The organism is Cupriavidus sp. HE11 (assembly GCF_056097175.1).
The window spans coordinates 199,617-212,921 of the sequence record NZ_CP184467.1 but is presented as its reverse complement, the minus strand read 5'-3'; the positions used below and the strand labels follow the sequence as shown (position 1 = coordinate 212,921).

Annotated in this window: 27 protein-coding genes; 1 reads left to right on the top strand and 26 read right to left on the bottom strand. The window is 65.7% G+C overall.

All coding sequences use genetic code 11. The features are described from left to right. Positions 1 to 102: 102 nt before the first annotated feature. From ACOABP_RS32350 to ACOABP_RS32225, 26 genes are all read right to left on the bottom strand, one after another. The gene (locus tag ACOABP_RS32350) at positions 103 to 1,176 is read right to left on the bottom strand and encodes a GNAT family N-acetyltransferase (protein WP_474231568.1); all 1,074 of its coding nucleotides are present in this window, start codon (positions 1,174 to 1,176) and stop codon (positions 103 to 105) included. A 133-nt stretch (positions 1,177 to 1,309) separates the two neighbouring features. Beyond that, positions 1,310 to 1,591 carry a hypothetical protein gene (locus tag ACOABP_RS32345; protein ID WP_474231567.1) on the bottom strand — a complete coding sequence of 94 codons (282 nt, stop codon included), beginning with the start codon at positions 1,589 to 1,591 and terminating at the stop codon, positions 1,310 to 1,312. Between the two features lie 145 nt (positions 1,592 to 1,736). Beyond that, the gene (locus ACOABP_RS32340) at positions 1,737 to 2,168 is read right to left on the bottom strand and encodes a hypothetical protein (protein ID WP_474231565.1); all 432 of its coding nucleotides are present in this window, start codon (positions 2,166 to 2,168) and stop codon (positions 1,737 to 1,739) included. 138 nt (positions 2,169 to 2,306) lie between these two features. Further along, positions 2,307 to 2,792, bottom strand: coding sequence for a hypothetical protein (locus ACOABP_RS32335; protein WP_474231564.1), 486 nt, complete (start codon positions 2,790 to 2,792; stop codon positions 2,307 to 2,309). A 15-nt stretch (positions 2,793 to 2,807) separates the two neighbouring features. Beyond that, on the bottom strand, positions 2,808 to 3,332 hold the full coding sequence (locus ACOABP_RS32330) for a hypothetical protein (RefSeq protein ID WP_474231562.1): 525 nt from the start codon (positions 3,330 to 3,332) through the stop codon (positions 2,808 to 2,810). Positions 3,333 to 3,341: 9 nt separating this feature from the next. Next, positions 3,342 to 3,902, bottom strand: a complete 561-nt coding sequence (locus ACOABP_RS32325; protein ID WP_474231560.1) for a hypothetical protein — start codon at positions 3,900 to 3,902, stop codon at positions 3,342 to 3,344. A 7-nt stretch (positions 3,903 to 3,909) separates the two neighbouring features. Continuing rightward, positions 3,910 to 4,317 (bottom strand): hypothetical protein, encoded by a 408-nt coding sequence (locus tag ACOABP_RS32320; RefSeq protein ID WP_474231559.1) that lies wholly within the window; start codon positions 4,315 to 4,317, stop codon positions 3,910 to 3,912. Between the two features lie 77 nt (positions 4,318 to 4,394). Then, positions 4,395 to 4,592: a hypothetical protein gene (locus ACOABP_RS32315; RefSeq protein ID WP_474231558.1), complete on the bottom strand. Its 198-nt coding sequence runs from the start codon at positions 4,590 to 4,592 to the stop codon at positions 4,395 to 4,397. Between the two features lie 30 nt (positions 4,593 to 4,622). Further along, complete coding sequence (locus tag ACOABP_RS32310) at positions 4,623 to 4,994, bottom strand: hypothetical protein (protein ID WP_474231557.1); 372 nt, start codon at positions 4,992 to 4,994, stop codon at positions 4,623 to 4,625. A gap of 10 nt (positions 4,995 to 5,004) precedes the next feature. Next, positions 5,005 to 5,241, bottom strand: coding sequence for a hypothetical protein (locus tag ACOABP_RS32305; protein WP_474231556.1), 237 nt, complete (start codon positions 5,239 to 5,241; stop codon positions 5,005 to 5,007). A gap of 32 nt (positions 5,242 to 5,273) precedes the next feature. Further along, entirely contained in the window at positions 5,274 to 5,693 is a 420-nt protein-coding gene (locus ACOABP_RS32300; RefSeq protein ID WP_474231555.1) for a hypothetical protein, read from the bottom strand. Positions 5,694 to 5,729: 36 nt separating this feature from the next. Further along, complete coding sequence (locus tag ACOABP_RS32295) at positions 5,730 to 6,098, bottom strand: hypothetical protein (RefSeq protein ID WP_474231554.1); 369 nt, start codon at positions 6,096 to 6,098, stop codon at positions 5,730 to 5,732. A gap of 141 nt (positions 6,099 to 6,239) precedes the next feature. Further along, entirely contained in the window at positions 6,240 to 6,659 is a 420-nt protein-coding gene (locus tag ACOABP_RS32290) for a hypothetical protein (protein ID WP_474231553.1), read from the bottom strand. 177 nt (positions 6,660 to 6,836) lie between these two features. Then, positions 6,837 to 7,193: a hypothetical protein gene (locus ACOABP_RS32285; RefSeq protein ID WP_474231552.1), complete on the bottom strand. Its 357-nt coding sequence runs from the start codon at positions 7,191 to 7,193 to the stop codon at positions 6,837 to 6,839. A 64-nt stretch (positions 7,194 to 7,257) separates the two neighbouring features. Next, on the bottom strand, positions 7,258 to 7,743 hold the full coding sequence (locus ACOABP_RS32280; protein WP_474231551.1) for a hypothetical protein: 486 nt from the start codon (positions 7,741 to 7,743) through the stop codon (positions 7,258 to 7,260). Then, on the bottom strand, positions 7,740 to 8,072 hold the full coding sequence (locus tag ACOABP_RS32275; RefSeq protein ID WP_474231550.1) for a hypothetical protein: 333 nt from the start codon (positions 8,070 to 8,072) through the stop codon (positions 7,740 to 7,742). The genes ACOABP_RS32280 and ACOABP_RS32275 overlap by 4 nt, the downstream gene beginning before the upstream one ends. Before the next feature lie 33 nt (positions 8,073 to 8,105). After that, entirely contained in the window at positions 8,106 to 8,501 is a 396-nt protein-coding gene (locus ACOABP_RS32270; RefSeq protein ID WP_474231549.1) for a hypothetical protein, read from the bottom strand. 87 nt (positions 8,502 to 8,588) lie between these two features. After that, on the bottom strand, positions 8,589 to 8,786 hold the full coding sequence (locus tag ACOABP_RS32265; RefSeq protein ID WP_474231547.1) for a hypothetical protein: 198 nt from the start codon (positions 8,784 to 8,786) through the stop codon (positions 8,589 to 8,591). Between the two features lie 80 nt (positions 8,787 to 8,866). Beyond that, a complete protein-coding gene (locus ACOABP_RS32260; RefSeq protein WP_474231545.1) occupies positions 8,867 to 9,226 on the bottom strand; it encodes a hypothetical protein in 360 nt (119 codons plus the stop codon). Then, entirely contained in the window at positions 9,223 to 9,462 is a 240-nt protein-coding gene (locus tag ACOABP_RS32255; protein WP_474231544.1) for a hypothetical protein, read from the bottom strand. Before ACOABP_RS32255 ends, ACOABP_RS32260 begins: the two co-directional genes overlap by 4 nt. Further along, positions 9,459 to 9,659 (bottom strand): hypothetical protein, encoded by a 201-nt coding sequence (locus tag ACOABP_RS32250; protein WP_474231542.1) that lies wholly within the window; start codon positions 9,657 to 9,659, stop codon positions 9,459 to 9,461. The genes ACOABP_RS32255 and ACOABP_RS32250 overlap by 4 nt, the downstream gene beginning before the upstream one ends. Then, complete coding sequence (locus ACOABP_RS32245) at positions 9,656 to 9,895, bottom strand: hypothetical protein (protein WP_474231541.1); 240 nt, start codon at positions 9,893 to 9,895, stop codon at positions 9,656 to 9,658. Before ACOABP_RS32245 ends, ACOABP_RS32250 begins: the two co-directional genes overlap by 4 nt. 1 nt (position 9,896) lies before the next feature. Next, positions 9,897 to 10,259, bottom strand: coding sequence for a hypothetical protein (locus ACOABP_RS32240; protein WP_474231539.1), 363 nt, complete (start codon positions 10,257 to 10,259; stop codon positions 9,897 to 9,899). 415 nt (positions 10,260 to 10,674) lie between these two features. Beyond that, complete coding sequence (locus ACOABP_RS32235; RefSeq protein WP_474231537.1) at positions 10,675 to 11,160, bottom strand: hypothetical protein; 486 nt, start codon at positions 11,158 to 11,160, stop codon at positions 10,675 to 10,677. A 223-nt stretch (positions 11,161 to 11,383) separates the two neighbouring features. Continuing rightward, positions 11,384 to 11,614, bottom strand: a complete 231-nt coding sequence (locus tag ACOABP_RS32230; protein ID WP_474231535.1) for a transcriptional regulator — start codon at positions 11,612 to 11,614, stop codon at positions 11,384 to 11,386. A 169-nt stretch (positions 11,615 to 11,783) separates the two neighbouring features. Then, the gene (locus tag ACOABP_RS32225; RefSeq protein ID WP_474231534.1) at positions 11,784 to 12,434 is read right to left on the bottom strand and encodes a tyrosine-type recombinase/integrase; all 651 of its coding nucleotides are present in this window, start codon (positions 12,432 to 12,434) and stop codon (positions 11,784 to 11,786) included. 56 nt (positions 12,435 to 12,490) lie between these two features. Between ACOABP_RS32225 and ACOABP_RS32220 the strand changes: the two genes are divergently transcribed. After that, on the top strand, positions 12,491 to 13,162 hold the full coding sequence (locus tag ACOABP_RS32220; RefSeq protein ID WP_474231532.1) for a hypothetical protein: 672 nt from the start codon (positions 12,491 to 12,493) through the stop codon (positions 13,160 to 13,162). Positions 13,163 to 13,305 lie beyond the last annotated feature (143 nt).

Here is a 13,305-nt window from a genome sequence, read left to right as displayed (position 1 = left end):
ACGTGCAGGGTCTAGCGAGGCAGGGTTATATCGGCGGGCGTTTTCGGGGGGTTTTTGGCCTCACCCCAACTTCAGTGGGGGTGAGGCCAGCCGCCCATGCCGTCAGCCCGGTGACAGGCTGCCGCAGTCCGCTACGCGCGCCGCCGCTACACGGTCGGCCGGCGGCGGCGCATCGAGGCCCCGTCCGACTGCGACCACCCACGGCTCGTGCGCCTCGTACAGCCGTGCATGGATTTGGGCGTCGAGCCGGTCGGCCTCCGGACGCAGGTGCGCCCACCGCTTGGCCTCTTCGTCGAGGTCCCACACGGTCTCTGTCACGTGTAGCCCCTCAGCAGCAAAAGTCCGGGCATGATCCCAGAAGTCGTTGGCCGCATGCACGACCCGCACAGGGGTGAGCGGCCGTCCGTAGTCCCGGGCCAGATGCCATAGCATGGCCGTGGCATAGCCGCAGCGCCGGTGCTCCTCGGCCACCCGGATGTCCGAGATGTAGACCCGGTCGCCCAGTGGCGACAAGGCGAACTTGACCCCGCCGACCACCTCCCCAGCGCCATTGGTGTACAGCACATCTCCCGTCGGACTGGGCGACGTCGGTGACCGCAGGTGGTTGAGCGCCACCTTGGCCACAAGCTCCGGCAGGCGGCCGAGCCGCCCCGCCAGCGCGCTGGTGCGGGCCGTCGCCTCGGGCACAAGCGGCGCGGCAGGGGCCACCGGCGACGCGGAACGCCCGTCGCCCACCGCGTAGCGCAGCATATGTTCCTGTTCGAAGGTCACGCCTAGCTGCACAGGAAGCGTTTCGGAGGCCGCCAGCTTGGCCCACCACACGGCCGCTTCACGAACTACCCTTACCGGCATCACGACAGAGCAACCGGAATACTCCAGTGCCCGTCGCACCAGCTCGGTCCCGATACCCTGCCCCCGCTGGGCCTCGTCGTGCACGATGACATCGTTGACGAAACAGACGTTCAGCGCCTTGTGCGAGGAGGCGGAGGCGACGCAGGTCCCGATCACTCGACCGTCGCGCGACGCGAACACGCGGAACTGGCTACTGCTCGCCTCGACCGTGTATGCGACCGGTACCGGGTTACGGGAACCCCCGGCGGCGGCCGGCACGGGCGGGCGCCAGCGCCACGGCAGGAAACTCTTGAGGGACAGCGGATTTTTTGGTGGAAAGGACATCAATGGACTCCTCAGAACCGGCGCATCCACCCCGGCCCACATGGGCCGGCAGCAGCGCCGTTCATGGGCGTATACGTAAATTCGTGACCCATGACGGCAATGAGGCGTTACGCCCGCGTACCGGCCTGTCGCATCAGCCCGGAGAAAACTCGAATTCGCCCGCGTCGGCCAGTTCGGGGGCGACCCACACCACGGCGCCACGGAACGTCGGCAGTTGCTCTTCGATCGGCAGCACCGGCAGGCCCGCCGCCGGCGCGTTGGCCGCCGTGAAGCGGATCTGTGCCGGGACCATGACCAGCCGGCCGGCTGCCTTCAGCTCGCCCCAAGCTTGCGGGCTGACCTTGACGCCGGTCGGCTTGCCCGACTTGGCGCGCTCGTCATAGGCCGCGTCCATGGCAATGAGAATCGGATGCATCGTAGGAGTACTCCTGAAAACAAAGACCACCTCGTAACGGCGGGCCTTTCCGGGAATCATCAGTTCAGGCAAGCAGCCCCGCACGTGTGCTGCCGCGTCACGGCGCGATCAGCAGCGCCACGCCCTGCAGCCCGGCGGGATGCCTTTACGCGCCACCGGCGCCGGCCGCGTCGGTGGCCGGCACCTGCACTGTCTGCCGGGTATAGAACTGCTGCAGCTCGGCCAGCAGCGGCGCAAGGTCCCGTCCCTCGGCGGCGTGCGCCGCGATCTGGCGCAGGAGCCGCAGCTCCTCGGCCGAGGCCAGCGCCGCGCCCTCGCCCTGCAGGGCACCCGCAAGCACCCGGGCGGCCGAGGCCTGCAGGCCACCGACCGCGCCACTCATCTTGCTTTCGATCGCGCGCGACATGGCGGCGCCCAGAAAGCTCGTGTCGCGTGCCAGCTTCTCGCTGATTTCCTCGTACACGCCCGAGGCAAAACGGCGCCCCACGCCCTCCACCATCTGGCCGGCAAGCGCCGTGGCGCCCTGCGCAATCTCTGGCGCGCCCAGCAGCGCCGCGTATGCGATCTGTTCAATCATGAAGTCTCTTGTCCTTGCGTTCAACGCGGGGCGTGTACTGCAGCTGCAGCCCAGTCAGCGCCAAGCCGACATCGGCGAGCACGTCCGGCACCGCCCCATCACTCAGCAGGTAGACACCGAGGCCCACGGCCCCGCATCTCATTCGTCCCGTGCCGCCACCCATCGAGACGGATCCGTCAACTCACAAATGGCCGCGTCCGACAGCGGACCTGCGATCAACGTCGCCCACTTGCTGCAGGACACGATCCACTGCTCGCCCCGAAACCGGATTTCTGCCGCCTTGGGCCCGAACGTCTCGGGATCCTGCTCGGCAAGCATCTCCAGACGCGCCGCCGGCTCCCGCCACGCTTCCCGGGTGGAACGTTTGTCGATGATGAACATCTGAATGTAGGCCCGCAGCGCGAGGAGCGCACCGGCCTCGCGATGCCCGCCGACGGCGTAGGTGCGCACACGCCCGGCGAAACGCTCGGTGACGACATCGCGTTCCAGATCGTCGTCCTTGAGCTCGAATCCGGGGCACGGCGACACCAAAGCCGCGATGTCCTGCCGGTGATCCAGTGGCAGGGACAGGTACCACTCCAGCAAGGCTTCGGTGGGCGAATGGTTGACGGGTGCGTGATCCATTGTGGTCAGTCTCTTTCAGCTGATGGCGTCGATGGGCGCAACAGTATGCCCGATCAGGCACGTGACGCACTGCGGGCAGAGGGTCAGCGCGTGAGTGAACCCCGCTTCATAGGCGAGGACTTCCGCCGCCGGGTCATACGGGCGGGCCGGCGCGCACAGCGGCGCGTCATAGTCCCCGAGAAAGCCCCCGTCCACCGCCTGTGCGATGTGCACGACACCGCCCGCGCGCTGCAGGCGCCGGCCATCCGAGTGGTTCTCCAGCGGATCCAGAAACGCCGTGCGTGTGGCGAGTCCATACGCACCCATCGGCTGGTCCGCGTCGAAGTACCATCCGCCGCTCAAGCCGAAACGCACCACTTCCACGTGCCGATCCGACGACGGCCCCACCCGCAGCGCATCGATCCCTTCTGCACGGTAGGTGTCGTGCGCTTGGGCCACCGACCCGAACAGCCGGCGATAGCTGACGCCCGTCGTGTCGCAATGCACGAAGTAATGCCGCGTGCCGTCCGCATATTCCACACATCCGATGCTGCGCGCCATCCTTCCCTCCTATGCGTGGTGCAGCCGGCGCAGGCCCGTCTCACCGTTGTCAAGCAAGGCCTCGCCCAATGCCTGCACCGCGTGCGCGCCAAGATGCGCCGCCGTGGCTGCGATGCCCAGCAGATGGCAGGCAGCTTCCCGGGACTGGCGCTGCGCTGCGGCCGGCTCCATGCCGAGGGCATGCGGGTCGCGCACCACATGAAAACCAACCTTTTCCAGAGAGCGAATCGCCGCAGCCAAGTCGCGCGCCCTGCGCTCGTGCTCGGCATCCAGTCTCACGGCACCCGTCTCATTGGGTACCAGACGCTCCGGTGGCACCCGCTCGGACGTCGCCGCCACCCACCATGCGTCGCCCTCGCGCTCCAGATAGAGCCCGTGCGGCACACCGCTCGCGGCGGTGAACATCACGGCATGGGCGTAGCCCACACTGTCCTGCCGCGCAAGCGGCGTCGCGGCGCCGGCACCGGGATAGTGGGCGGCCAGATACGCGCCCACGGCAGCCTCCGGGGTCGCGCTCACCTGCCGGCTGGCCTGCGGGGAATAGAAGACATCCTGTGCGTGTGTGTACATCGTCGCGCTACTCCGTAGCCCGGCCAATACGGGCATAGTCGCGGGCATAGTCGCGGGCATCTTCACGTTCGCCCGGCTTCAGCACATTGGCCGGGAAATGCTCGCGCAAGCCAATGGCGACGAGACCGACCCCGGCCTGCGCCTGTACCAGCATGTCGAGCCGGTCCGCGCGGACCTGTTTCATGAACAGGTCAATGTCGAGGAAGGACGCATTGGGGCGCGCTCCCTCCGCCGTGACAATCACGCCGGCGCGCATCGCGGCAAGGGCGAGCGCCCACGACGCGTAGCCGGCCCGCTGGGCGAAGGCGTCGCACGGATGCACGAGGTCAGCGCCCGGGCCTGTCAACGCTTCCGGCGGTGGCGGCGGTGCGAGTGGTGGCATTGGGCTGGCCTTGGCCGACAGGCAGCCCAGCATGGCCGTATCCTCTGGCGCATTCCAATGGATCGTGGTGCTTGTCATCATGTGTCTGAATAGCGGATGGTCGGGCTGCGTTACTTGCGCAGGGCGTTGCTGACCAAGCGGATACCTCCCCGGATGAGGCGAAACGTCAGCCCGATCAGTACCACGGGGAGTGCCAGAACGCCCAGCGGCTTGAGCAGCCGGCGCTGTTGCTTCTGCCGCTCCAGCCGCGCGATCTCTTCGGTGGCGCGCAGCAGGCGCTGTTTTTCATCCTGTGTGAAATTGCTCATCGGTCACCCGTTCAAGAAATTCTCGTTACCTCAGCACAAGGCCGATTCAGGCTTCTCGTGCAGCAGCTTCAGGGGATCATCCGGCCACGAGAAATCGTCCTCGAAGCCCAGACGCCGGTAGGCGTCGTGATCGTAGCCGGCCCGGATCATCTCGCCGCACCGGCGGCACTTGGCCCGGTGCAGCGCTTTCGTGATCGTGAAGTGCCGGCACGTCAGCTGCACCAGCCGACCCTGCCTGAGCATCGCTTCCGGCTTCATGCCGGCTTTCCACGGCATGGTCGCGGTCTGGTCCGCCGATACATCCTCGAACGGGTCCGGCTCGTTCGACAGCAGGTCGGCCAGCGTCTGGTTGACCACCGGTGCCGCGTTGCTCGCTTGACGCGTTTTGGCCGCTCGGGGCATTGCTGTGCTCCTACTCGGTTCCATGGATCCGCGCAAACGCGGCAGCCGGGTCGGCGGCCGCCAGATCGGCCAGTTCGGGCGCCAACGCGTGCAGGGCGTTCCACGCCTGCGCGATCGCCTTGCGGCTCTCCCGGAAGTACTGGATCGACACCAGCTCCGCGAGCGCCGCCTGTAGCCGCGCATCGGTCAGCGCCGGCACCTGCGCGCGCGGCACATATTCCACCCCATCGATGACGACACTGGGCATCGGGATCTCTCTGTTGTCGGGACTACCGGAAACTATTGCGGCGCCTTGGCCACGCTGAGTGACACCCGGAAAGGCCCTTTCGCGCAGGCGACCTCGGCCGCGTCGACCGCCGCCTGCACCCGCTTGACGTCCCCGTAGGGTGTCACCACCGTCCCGTTGACGACGACCTGCACGACGATGTCGCGCCGGCCCGGCAGGGCATTGGCCACGAAGCTCTTGCAGTCCAGCTCGCTGGCGACCTCCCCACTGATGCGCAGCGCGTCATCTTGCGCGGCGTATGTGGCCTTCTCCACGGTGGCTCCGGCCGGCTGCGCCCGGATGCATTGCGCGCCCTCGACGAGTTGGCACGACGCATAGTCTTGGCCGTCCTGCGCGAGCTTGCCGCCCGCGTTCGTGCAGCCCGATATCACGATTGCCGTCATGAGCAGCGCGGCCACGGAAGACATTTTCATTCTCGATCCTTGTATCTGGGAGTGTCAGGTGGAGGGTCAGGTCGATGCAGCCTTGGCGCGCTGGGGCCGACCTTTTGGTCCGCAGCGCTCGACCTGCACGGGCACGGTATTCCCTTCGGGCGCGGCAGGCGCCTCATAGGAAAGGCGCCCACCCTCAACCTGCAGCACGACCTCGAACCTCGGTTCGCTCTGAATGGTCTGCACCTCCGTCGTTTCGGTGCACTGGTCGGCCACGCAGACCGTATGCAGGCTCGGCATCTGGATCGTCTGCTGCAGGTCCCTCACTTCCACCACGGTGGCCTTGACCGCCTGCCATTGGCAACGGCCGTCGGCATGCGCCGCTGCCATGCCGGTACCGGCAAGGACGGCGAGGCCGCCGATGACAAGCTGCTTGAATGTCCTCATGTTCGCGTTTTCCGTTCACTTCTCGGGATGATGCGGGAGATGGCGCGCGAGGTGCGCGCCATGGGGCCAGTATAAACACTCATTGAGTGCTGCGCAACAGGCGCCGTGCTGTTGGCAATGAGCTTGCGTGTACGGGGCGGGCTATTGTTGTGCCGGGCCCGGTTGCGCAGGTTCCCGCAGGCATCCGCGCAGGTTCACGCACAGGCTTATGGCACCGACAAGGATCATCAACGCGGCCGTCATCGCCATGGCCGGGCTGGCCATCACCGCTGACCCGGTCGCGCCCCGCACGGCGCCCCACAGCTCGACGCCTGCAGCGGCGCACACGCCCCCGGTGCTTGCCCGCGTGAGGCAGGCGTTGACGCTGTCTGAACGCAGCCACGCGACCCAGCCCTGCGTGTCCAAGCCGACCACCCGCTCGGCGGCACGCTGGGCCAGCAGGCCAAAGAAGAGGCTCCCGGCGATCGCGCTGAGCGTGGGATGACGCAGCACCTCCACCGTCATCAGGAGGCTTGCGCCCGCGCAACTCAGCATCGCGATCTTGTTCACAAGGCGTGTCATCAGGCTCTCCACAACGCCGGCTTGGCGGCGCCCAGCACGGTGACGATCAGCACGACGTGCCGGGCCAGACGGACTTCACCGAGGTCCTTGATGGGTTCCACCCACATGGTTGCTTTCCTTTGGGTTGTGGTGTCGTGTCGATCGGTAACGGTCGGAATCGGTTGGATACCCGCGCTTTCAGCGCTCCAGCTTGTGGACCATGAGGAGGATCACTTCCTTGGCGTCCAAGTCACGCTTGAGCTTGTCAACCGTGTCGCGCAGCCCCGCCTCGGACTGCGCGAACCCGCGCGTGCCGCACACGGTCACGCTCGTGTATTTCGGGCCGGAACCCCTGACCGGTTGAAACAGGAGCGACACCCAGATCTTGTCGGCCGCGCACGGCAGTACCGCTTTGGCGGACTGGGCGGACTGGGCGGACTGGACCGTCTGCGCCGACTCGGCCGACACGGCCGACTCTGCCGCGTGGACCGATCCGGCCGCCCCCGCGCCCGAGGCGATCAGGGCCATTGCCAGCCTCCACAGCATTCTTTTCATGACGTTTCCTGTTGGGTGTCTCGTAACGCCCGACCTTTCCGGTGCCGGCGCACGGCCTTCATTGTTATCGTGCGACGGGCGCGCTCGGGTTGGCGGCGGGCACCTTGGCCGCCGCGCCATCCAGCAGGACGGCCAGCGTCCCGGCCGGCTGCGCGCCCAAGGGCGTGGCGGCGAGCGGGAGTACCCACCCGTTGCCCGGGCCATGCACGCGGCCCTCGCCATCCACCCAGCCCCCCCACGGCCCGAGCACCATCGCCGCATGCGGCGCGTCCGCCACGGGCAAGGCGCGATCGCTGACCAGCAGCATGGGCGCGGCCATCCCCATCGGCGGCAGCTCACGCAGCGCCACCAGCGTGAAGCGCGCGCCGGTGCGGGCGCCGCGATAGTCCGGACTCGCGACGGCCACACCCGCCGTGCGCGCATCGGCATAGTCACAGACCAGCGCGTGCGCGGCCGGCATCGTCCACGCGGGCATCCTGCAGGGCTCGTGCCGGGCCTCGGCCGGCGCAAGGCCCAGCGTAATCAAGAGGGTCGTCAGAATGGCTATCATGGGTGATTTTTCCGGTCTGCCGTCGCTTTCTGGAGTGGGTCATCGCCCGACGCCAGCGAGCGGAGAATGCGGGATTCACCGCAATGGGTGATGCCAGACAGCTGCACCGGCTCGGGATGCACGGCGCGGTTCGCCCACTGCCGCAGGCCATCCAGATCCGCCTGCGTCACCAGTGCGGCCTCGCGCCCCTTGAGAAACAGCGAGATGCCAGTGCCCGCTTGCGCGGCGTGCAGGAAGATCGGACGCAGGCGCGCGAGTACGCGCGTCCGGGCGAGCCGCCGGCGATCTGTGGCCGCGTGCCGGCGATGCCTGTGGGTGCGAAGGTTCATGGGTAACTCGTGCTTGCCATGGGTACGGTCGCCTTACTTCAGCGCCCGGCAGTTGTCGGTCGACGCCACCAGTTCGCGCGCCTGCGCAATGGTCGTCACCACCACCATCTTGCTGCCATCGCAGACGACCGGCGCCGCGAACTCGCCAATCGGGGTCTTGGCATTCTCGGCGACCATCCCCGCCGACACTTCCTTCATGGCCCCATAGACCGCGTCCACCCAGCTGTCGTAGGGGTGCGCGGCCTCTCGTGCCGGTGCATCGACCGGCAGCCGCCACTGCAGCGTGTAGCCCGCCTGCGCGGCCATCGCCACCGTCTGCGCCTGCAGGGACTGGCCCGCCACCAGCGCCACCTGCGCCGCACTGGCGCTTGCCGCCGCACCCGAGGCAATCAGTGCCACGGCCATCATCATCTTGCGCGTCATCGTCATCGTGAGTCCTGTTGCGTTGTCTTGAGCTGCCTCGCGGCCGAGCCTCTGGATCCCGGCACCGCGCGCTTGTTCCGGTTCGCCCGCCGCTTACAGCGGGCCGGCCCCGTTGCCCTCCGGATGACCGCCGCGCAGCAGCGCGCGGCGCAGCGCCTCGGGCATCCCCGGCTGGCCGGCGCCCAGCGGGCGGCGTACCTGACCGACCGGTGCGGCCAGCGGCTGGCGCAGCGCGCGGGTGATCGTTTCCATTTGCCCGGCGGTGTAGCCGAGCGTCTTGCGTGGTGTCATCATCTTCTCCAATGGTGTCCGGTTGCCGGCCGGATACAGAACAAAGAGCACAGCGGCTCGCGCCTGATCTCGCATGGGCGCTAGTCCATGTCCTGATAGGACCGGCCAGACGGCAACCAGCGCGCCGTGCGTCGCCATGCCCCGTGCTCGTAGACAAAGCGCGCAACAGGACTGCGCGTCTCGTGCGGCACCGTATCCGGCTTGCCAAGGGCAAGCAGTCGTTGGCGCTCCGCCTCCGCCGCCGGGCGACGATCCGGGCGGCTGAGCTCCAGCACCGCCGTGGCGACGTGGCGCCCGTCGGGGCTGGCTTCGATCTCGGGATCGTAGGCCGCCGGCGCCCAGCCTTGCGCGACGTACGCCTGCACGTCGGCCGCCATGGCGGCCAGAAGCGGCTTGAGCTCGACTTGCAGACGCTCCTCGATGTGGGCTGCCAGTTTCATCGGCGCGACTCCGTTGGGTGATCGTGGCCAGCGGCCACACTGCCCGGGGCGGCCTCGGTTACCCGGAGATACTGGGCCAGCCCCGCCAGCGCGATGGTAATCCCACCGGCACACTGCGCGAGCGCCCACCACTTGTACGTGCCACTGCCCACGATGAGGCCAAGCAAGAAGATGTGGGCGACGAGGACGTTCATATAGAGGGTCCAGTGAAAGCGGGACATCGTCAGCGAAATCACTGGCCGCCCTCCTGCTTCATGGCCGGTTGGTGGAGCGGGTCCGCGCCGATGAACACGGCTTCCGGTGCATCCGGCCATTCGCGGCGAATCGCGTCAAAATCCCCATGATTCCAGCATTCGAGGAAGACAATCCCGGTTTCATCGAGTTGCAGCGCGTACTGGATGGCCGCCGTGGCGGCGCAGCGATGCGTGGTCATGCGTTCTCCTGTGGGTTGCCCGGCTGGCTGCAGACGGCCGCGATACAGTCACTGATCGAGATCAGGTCCATCGGCTCGTAGCCGAAGCTGGCGAGCTTGCTGACCGCCTGCTCGCGGGCGAGATCCATCACGCGGGCCTCATCGTCATCTTCGGCCCCGGCACCGTCTGCATGGCAGAGCACGGCCAACCCGTAGAGGCGTGCCGCCTTGGCGGCGAGTCGTTTGGACAGGGCCATCTCAGTTGCCTTGGGGCCGTGCCATCCGGCTGAATTTGTCAGCCAACGCCGCCATCTGCTTGCGGGTCTTCGCGGCCATGTGCACCGCATAACCAAGGCACATTGCGGCATGCGCGGCGCCCACCGCCAGCCCCGTCAGCATCAGCTGCAGCGACTGCGGCATCCCGACGCGCACCACCATATGATGCGTCCCGACCCAGACGCCAACGGCAACCGCCACCAGCAGGAAAACATACGCCTCCTTGAGCACCCACGACGCATTGGCGTAGGACGCCTCGCGCTGGATCGACACCGATGTCACGCTCTCGATGACGTATTCTTTCGGGTCCTCGATACCAAATCGCTGTGTCTGCTTCGCTTCCATCCTCTTCACCTTTCGATAGCTCACCGACCGCCTGCCCTACGCCGGGAACAACCCGCACGCGATGCCACACGCACAGGCCTGCGCGCAGCGGCGAGGCCGAAAACCAGCCAGAACCAACCCAACCCACCCGGCGCCATGCGCCGAATCGACCCCACAGGGGCAAAATCGGCACCCGTCACGGGGAAATTGGCTCCTAATCTTGTCGTATCGACCGCTAGGCCGGATTCTGGACCCCGATCATGGGGCATTGACAGGTCCCAAATAAGGCTTTTCGGGAAACCGAGCCGTCCTTAAGAACCAACCCCAAACCAACCCAACCCACACCGGCCGGACACGGCCGGGACGCAAAGCGTCATCGAAACCCCGCAGGGAGAATAGGCACCGCTTCACAGGCAGGCACTGCCCTACTGGCACCTCATGCAGCCAGCAAGGTCTCACAGTCAGGACTGGGCACCAACACCGCCTCACCCGTGTTTCCGAAGCGCACCACCCCGTCACCCATCAGGTACGCAGCACCGGAGATCCCATCACCCCGGCAGGCATAGGCCACGGTACAACCCAGCACCGCAGCGATTTCCTTGGCTTTCGCTTGGTCATCCCACGTCAGGGGAATCTGATGGCCGTGAAACGGCGAGCTCGCGCACAGGAACAGGGTCTTGCCATCCTTGCCGACGCGGTACAGGGCGTAGCCGTGCTGGCCGTAGGGAGCCCACTCCGGACAGTACACGGTCCCGTACTGCTGTTGCAGTCGCTCGCGGAAGCGCTCCGGGCCATGTGCCAGCGCGGCCCCGGCGGCCACCCGGCTCAGGGATTGATAGGCATCGGTCTCGCCGGCGTTGGGGGTATCGAGCGCACCGGCTTCGCGCAGCAGGCGCATCCGGGCTTTCATACGTTGCGACATCTTTTGCTTCCTCAATGAGTGCTTAAACAGAAGCCTAAAACACTCGTTGAGTGCTGTCAACATATACCGACGTAGACCCCGTTCAAGGCAGATCCAGCCTCATGGGCCACGACACAGGTAAACGGCGGAAACCCGCGCAAATGAAGGGCACCAAAGAAAAAGCGCCGCGAAAATCTCGCGGCGCCCTGTATTTGGCGGAACCCCTGACAGCGGGCCTGCCCGGTCACACATCCTCGTGCTTGAGGACGTAGCAGATGAACAGCGCCACCACCGTTGGCATTGTGCGGAATTCCTTCGACTCGTCGTCGGGAATCAGCCAGTTGTCGAGCGTGCGTTTGGACAGCCCGAAGCGATCGGCGAACTGCTGCCGGGTTGGCAGGTTCAGCCGTTCCATCGCGTAGCGGATCAGTTCTCGCTGCGGCAGCTTGGAAGGGTCCTTGACTTTCTTGGCCACGGATCGTCTCTTGCGTATGGGCGTCGATGTACGAGGCAGCCGCTTGCTGACCGCCTCCGGGAATGCTATTCACCCCCGAAATGAGGGCACTCGCTGAGTATTCTATACCAAGCGCGGCGCGCCGAGTCGGTGGTGGGAATCCAACACAATCGACATAGGGGCCGCCTGCTTACAAGACTCTCCGTACGGCCTCCCTCAGTGACGCTCGATTAACGTCCACGTACACACCAACATGGTCGATATCTACATGGCCCAATAGCGCTTGCACGAGCTCTATGTCTTTCCCGGACTGGACTAGCTGCGTTGCGAAACTTCTTCGACCTGAATGGCTGGTAAAACCCTCCATCCCTAGCTTGCGATACAGGGAGCTAATGTAGGCCTGCAGGCCGTCCGCTGCAAAGTAATCCACACTCCTTCCCGACACCAGTATGCGACGCTTCCTGATAAGTCGGTACCCCTTACCAGAGTCGGCTACGATCAACGGTGCCGCCGGATTGAGCCCAAAATATTGCTGGGCCACTCCTGTTTGACGGGCGAACTTGCACAGTGTCTCCACGTACCGCTGCAGCGCTATCCGTGTTTGAGGATGCGTGAGATATATGTTTCGACTCCTGCCACCTTTCGTCGTCCCGGTTCGCAATGGGACCTCTCTGCGGAGTTCGCCAATCCGCGTCATAACGTCGGAAATTCTTAGTCTCGCGATCTCCGTAATTCGCATTCCACATGTGAGCCCCAGCAGCAGCACAACAGTATCCCGCTCGGGGAACCGGCTGACGGCATTGATTCCCTGTAACAGTGTTGGAAGCGACTCGATCAGCATAGTCCGCGCACGTTTGGTTCCCATACAATCCCCGTGTCAACTAAACACACGACGCGATGAACTCGATTGAAGACTACTTGTCTGGCACTGAATCAGCGATGCGGGCATTGTTCCTAGGCATCGCCTCTTACACGGACATGATTGGACACATCCCAGTCTTTACCGCTTGGGGCGACACCAGTTTCAATAGCGCCGCGTTCAAGCAATGGCAGATCGAGCACGCCGACGAAATCGCGGCCTCCCATGTACGGCAACGCCAATACGTCGCGAGCACCTTTGCGATGGCCCAGTTGTGCGGCGCCGTTCTTGCTATCGCAGAGAAAGCCATTGAGCTCTACTCAAACAACACCAGCATCCAAGAGCCCACAAAGCGCTGGCTCCCCAGCAAGGCTGGTGCTGCCGCACGGTACTGCGTCGGCCGCGAGATCCGTGGTGTGCCGATCGGTCTGGTGGTCTACGCAGGCCGCAATCAGCATGCCCACTTCGAAGAACCGCCCAAGCCCATTGGGCGGGCAGTCTTCCAACGCCTTGCGCATCCGGATGGACTCTACGATCCGTCATTCGATGTCGAGAACGAACGCCTCAACAGCTACGCCCACAACATCACCGGACTCCTGCAGTGGCGCAACTACGACGACTATTTTGCCGACATGCAGCAGTTGCAGCTGAGTAAGCGCCTTGGCGACGACGCAGCGCCGTCCTCGTCAGAAAATTCCCCATCCGCCTGATACGGTCTGTGCGGCGCCGCACATGGGTACTGGGACGCACGCCCACGCAACAGGGGCACCCCCACAGAAGAGGGGCCTCGTTCCGGGCGCAGCCACAGTGTGAGAGCATGCCGGCGACCTCCCCCGTCCAGCCCCGGGGCGCT

Coding starts and splice junctions, on each gene's coding strand:
- ACOABP_RS32350 (WP_474231568.1), bottom strand. CDS start 1,176: ATGTCCTTTCCACCAAAAAATCCGCTGTCCCTCAAGAGTTTCCTGCCG.
- ACOABP_RS32345 (WP_474231567.1), bottom strand. CDS start 1,591: ATGCATCCGATTCTCATTGCCATGGACGCGGCCTATGACGAGCGCGCC.
- ACOABP_RS32340 (WP_474231565.1), bottom strand. CDS start 2,168: ATGATTGAACAGATCGCATACGCGGCGCTGCTGGGCGCGCCAGAGATT.
- ACOABP_RS32335 (WP_474231564.1), bottom strand. CDS start 2,792: ATGGATCACGCACCCGTCAACCATTCGCCCACCGAAGCCTTGCTGGAG.
- ACOABP_RS32330 (WP_474231562.1), bottom strand. CDS start 3,332: ATGGCGCGCAGCATCGGATGTGTGGAATATGCGGACGGCACGCGGCAT.
- ACOABP_RS32325 (WP_474231560.1), bottom strand. CDS start 3,902: ATGTACACACACGCACAGGATGTCTTCTATTCCCCGCAGGCCAGCCGG.
- ACOABP_RS32320 (WP_474231559.1), bottom strand. CDS start 4,317: ATGCTGGGCTGCCTGTCGGCCAAGGCCAGCCCAATGCCACCACTCGCA.
- ACOABP_RS32315 (WP_474231558.1), bottom strand. CDS start 4,592: ATGAGCAATTTCACACAGGATGAAAAACAGCGCCTGCTGCGCGCCACC.
- ACOABP_RS32310 (WP_474231557.1), bottom strand. CDS start 4,994: ATGCCCCGAGCGGCCAAAACGCGTCAAGCGAGCAACGCGGCACCGGTG.
- ACOABP_RS32305 (WP_474231556.1), bottom strand. CDS start 5,241: ATGCCCAGTGTCGTCATCGATGGGGTGGAATATGTGCCGCGCGCGCAG.
- ACOABP_RS32300 (WP_474231555.1), bottom strand. CDS start 5,693: ATGAAAATGTCTTCCGTGGCCGCGCTGCTCATGACGGCAATCGTGATA.
- ACOABP_RS32295 (WP_474231554.1), bottom strand. CDS start 6,098: ATGAGGACATTCAAGCAGCTTGTCATCGGCGGCCTCGCCGTCCTTGCC.
- ACOABP_RS32290 (WP_474231553.1), bottom strand. CDS start 6,659: ATGACACGCCTTGTGAACAAGATCGCGATGCTGAGTTGCGCGGGCGCA.
- ACOABP_RS32285 (WP_474231552.1), bottom strand. CDS start 7,193: ATGAAAAGAATGCTGTGGAGGCTGGCAATGGCCCTGATCGCCTCGGGC.
- ACOABP_RS32280 (WP_474231551.1), bottom strand. CDS start 7,743: ATGATAGCCATTCTGACGACCCTCTTGATTACGCTGGGCCTTGCGCCG.
- ACOABP_RS32275 (WP_474231550.1), bottom strand. CDS start 8,072: ATGAACCTTCGCACCCACAGGCATCGCCGGCACGCGGCCACAGATCGC.
- ACOABP_RS32270 (WP_474231549.1), bottom strand. CDS start 8,501: ATGACGATGACGCGCAAGATGATGATGGCCGTGGCACTGATTGCCTCG.
- ACOABP_RS32265 (WP_474231547.1), bottom strand. CDS start 8,786: ATGACACCACGCAAGACGCTCGGCTACACCGCCGGGCAAATGGAAACG.
- ACOABP_RS32260 (WP_474231545.1), bottom strand. CDS start 9,226: ATGAAACTGGCAGCCCACATCGAGGAGCGTCTGCAAGTCGAGCTCAAG.
- ACOABP_RS32250 (WP_474231542.1), bottom strand. CDS start 9,659: ATGACCACGCATCGCTGCGCCGCCACGGCGGCCATCCAGTACGCGCTG.
- ACOABP_RS32245 (WP_474231541.1), bottom strand. CDS start 9,895: ATGGCCCTGTCCAAACGACTCGCCGCCAAGGCGGCACGCCTCTACGGG.
- ACOABP_RS32240 (WP_474231539.1), bottom strand. CDS start 10,259: ATGGAAGCGAAGCAGACACAGCGATTTGGTATCGAGGACCCGAAAGAA.
- ACOABP_RS32235 (WP_474231537.1), bottom strand. CDS start 11,160: ATGTCGCAACGTATGAAAGCCCGGATGCGCCTGCTGCGCGAAGCCGGT.
- ACOABP_RS32225 (WP_474231534.1), bottom strand. CDS start 12,434: ATGCTGATCGAGTCGCTTCCAACACTGTTACAGGGAATCAATGCCGTC.
- ACOABP_RS32220 (WP_474231532.1), top strand. CDS start 12,491: ATGAACTCGATTGAAGACTACTTGTCTGGCACTGAATCAGCGATGCGG.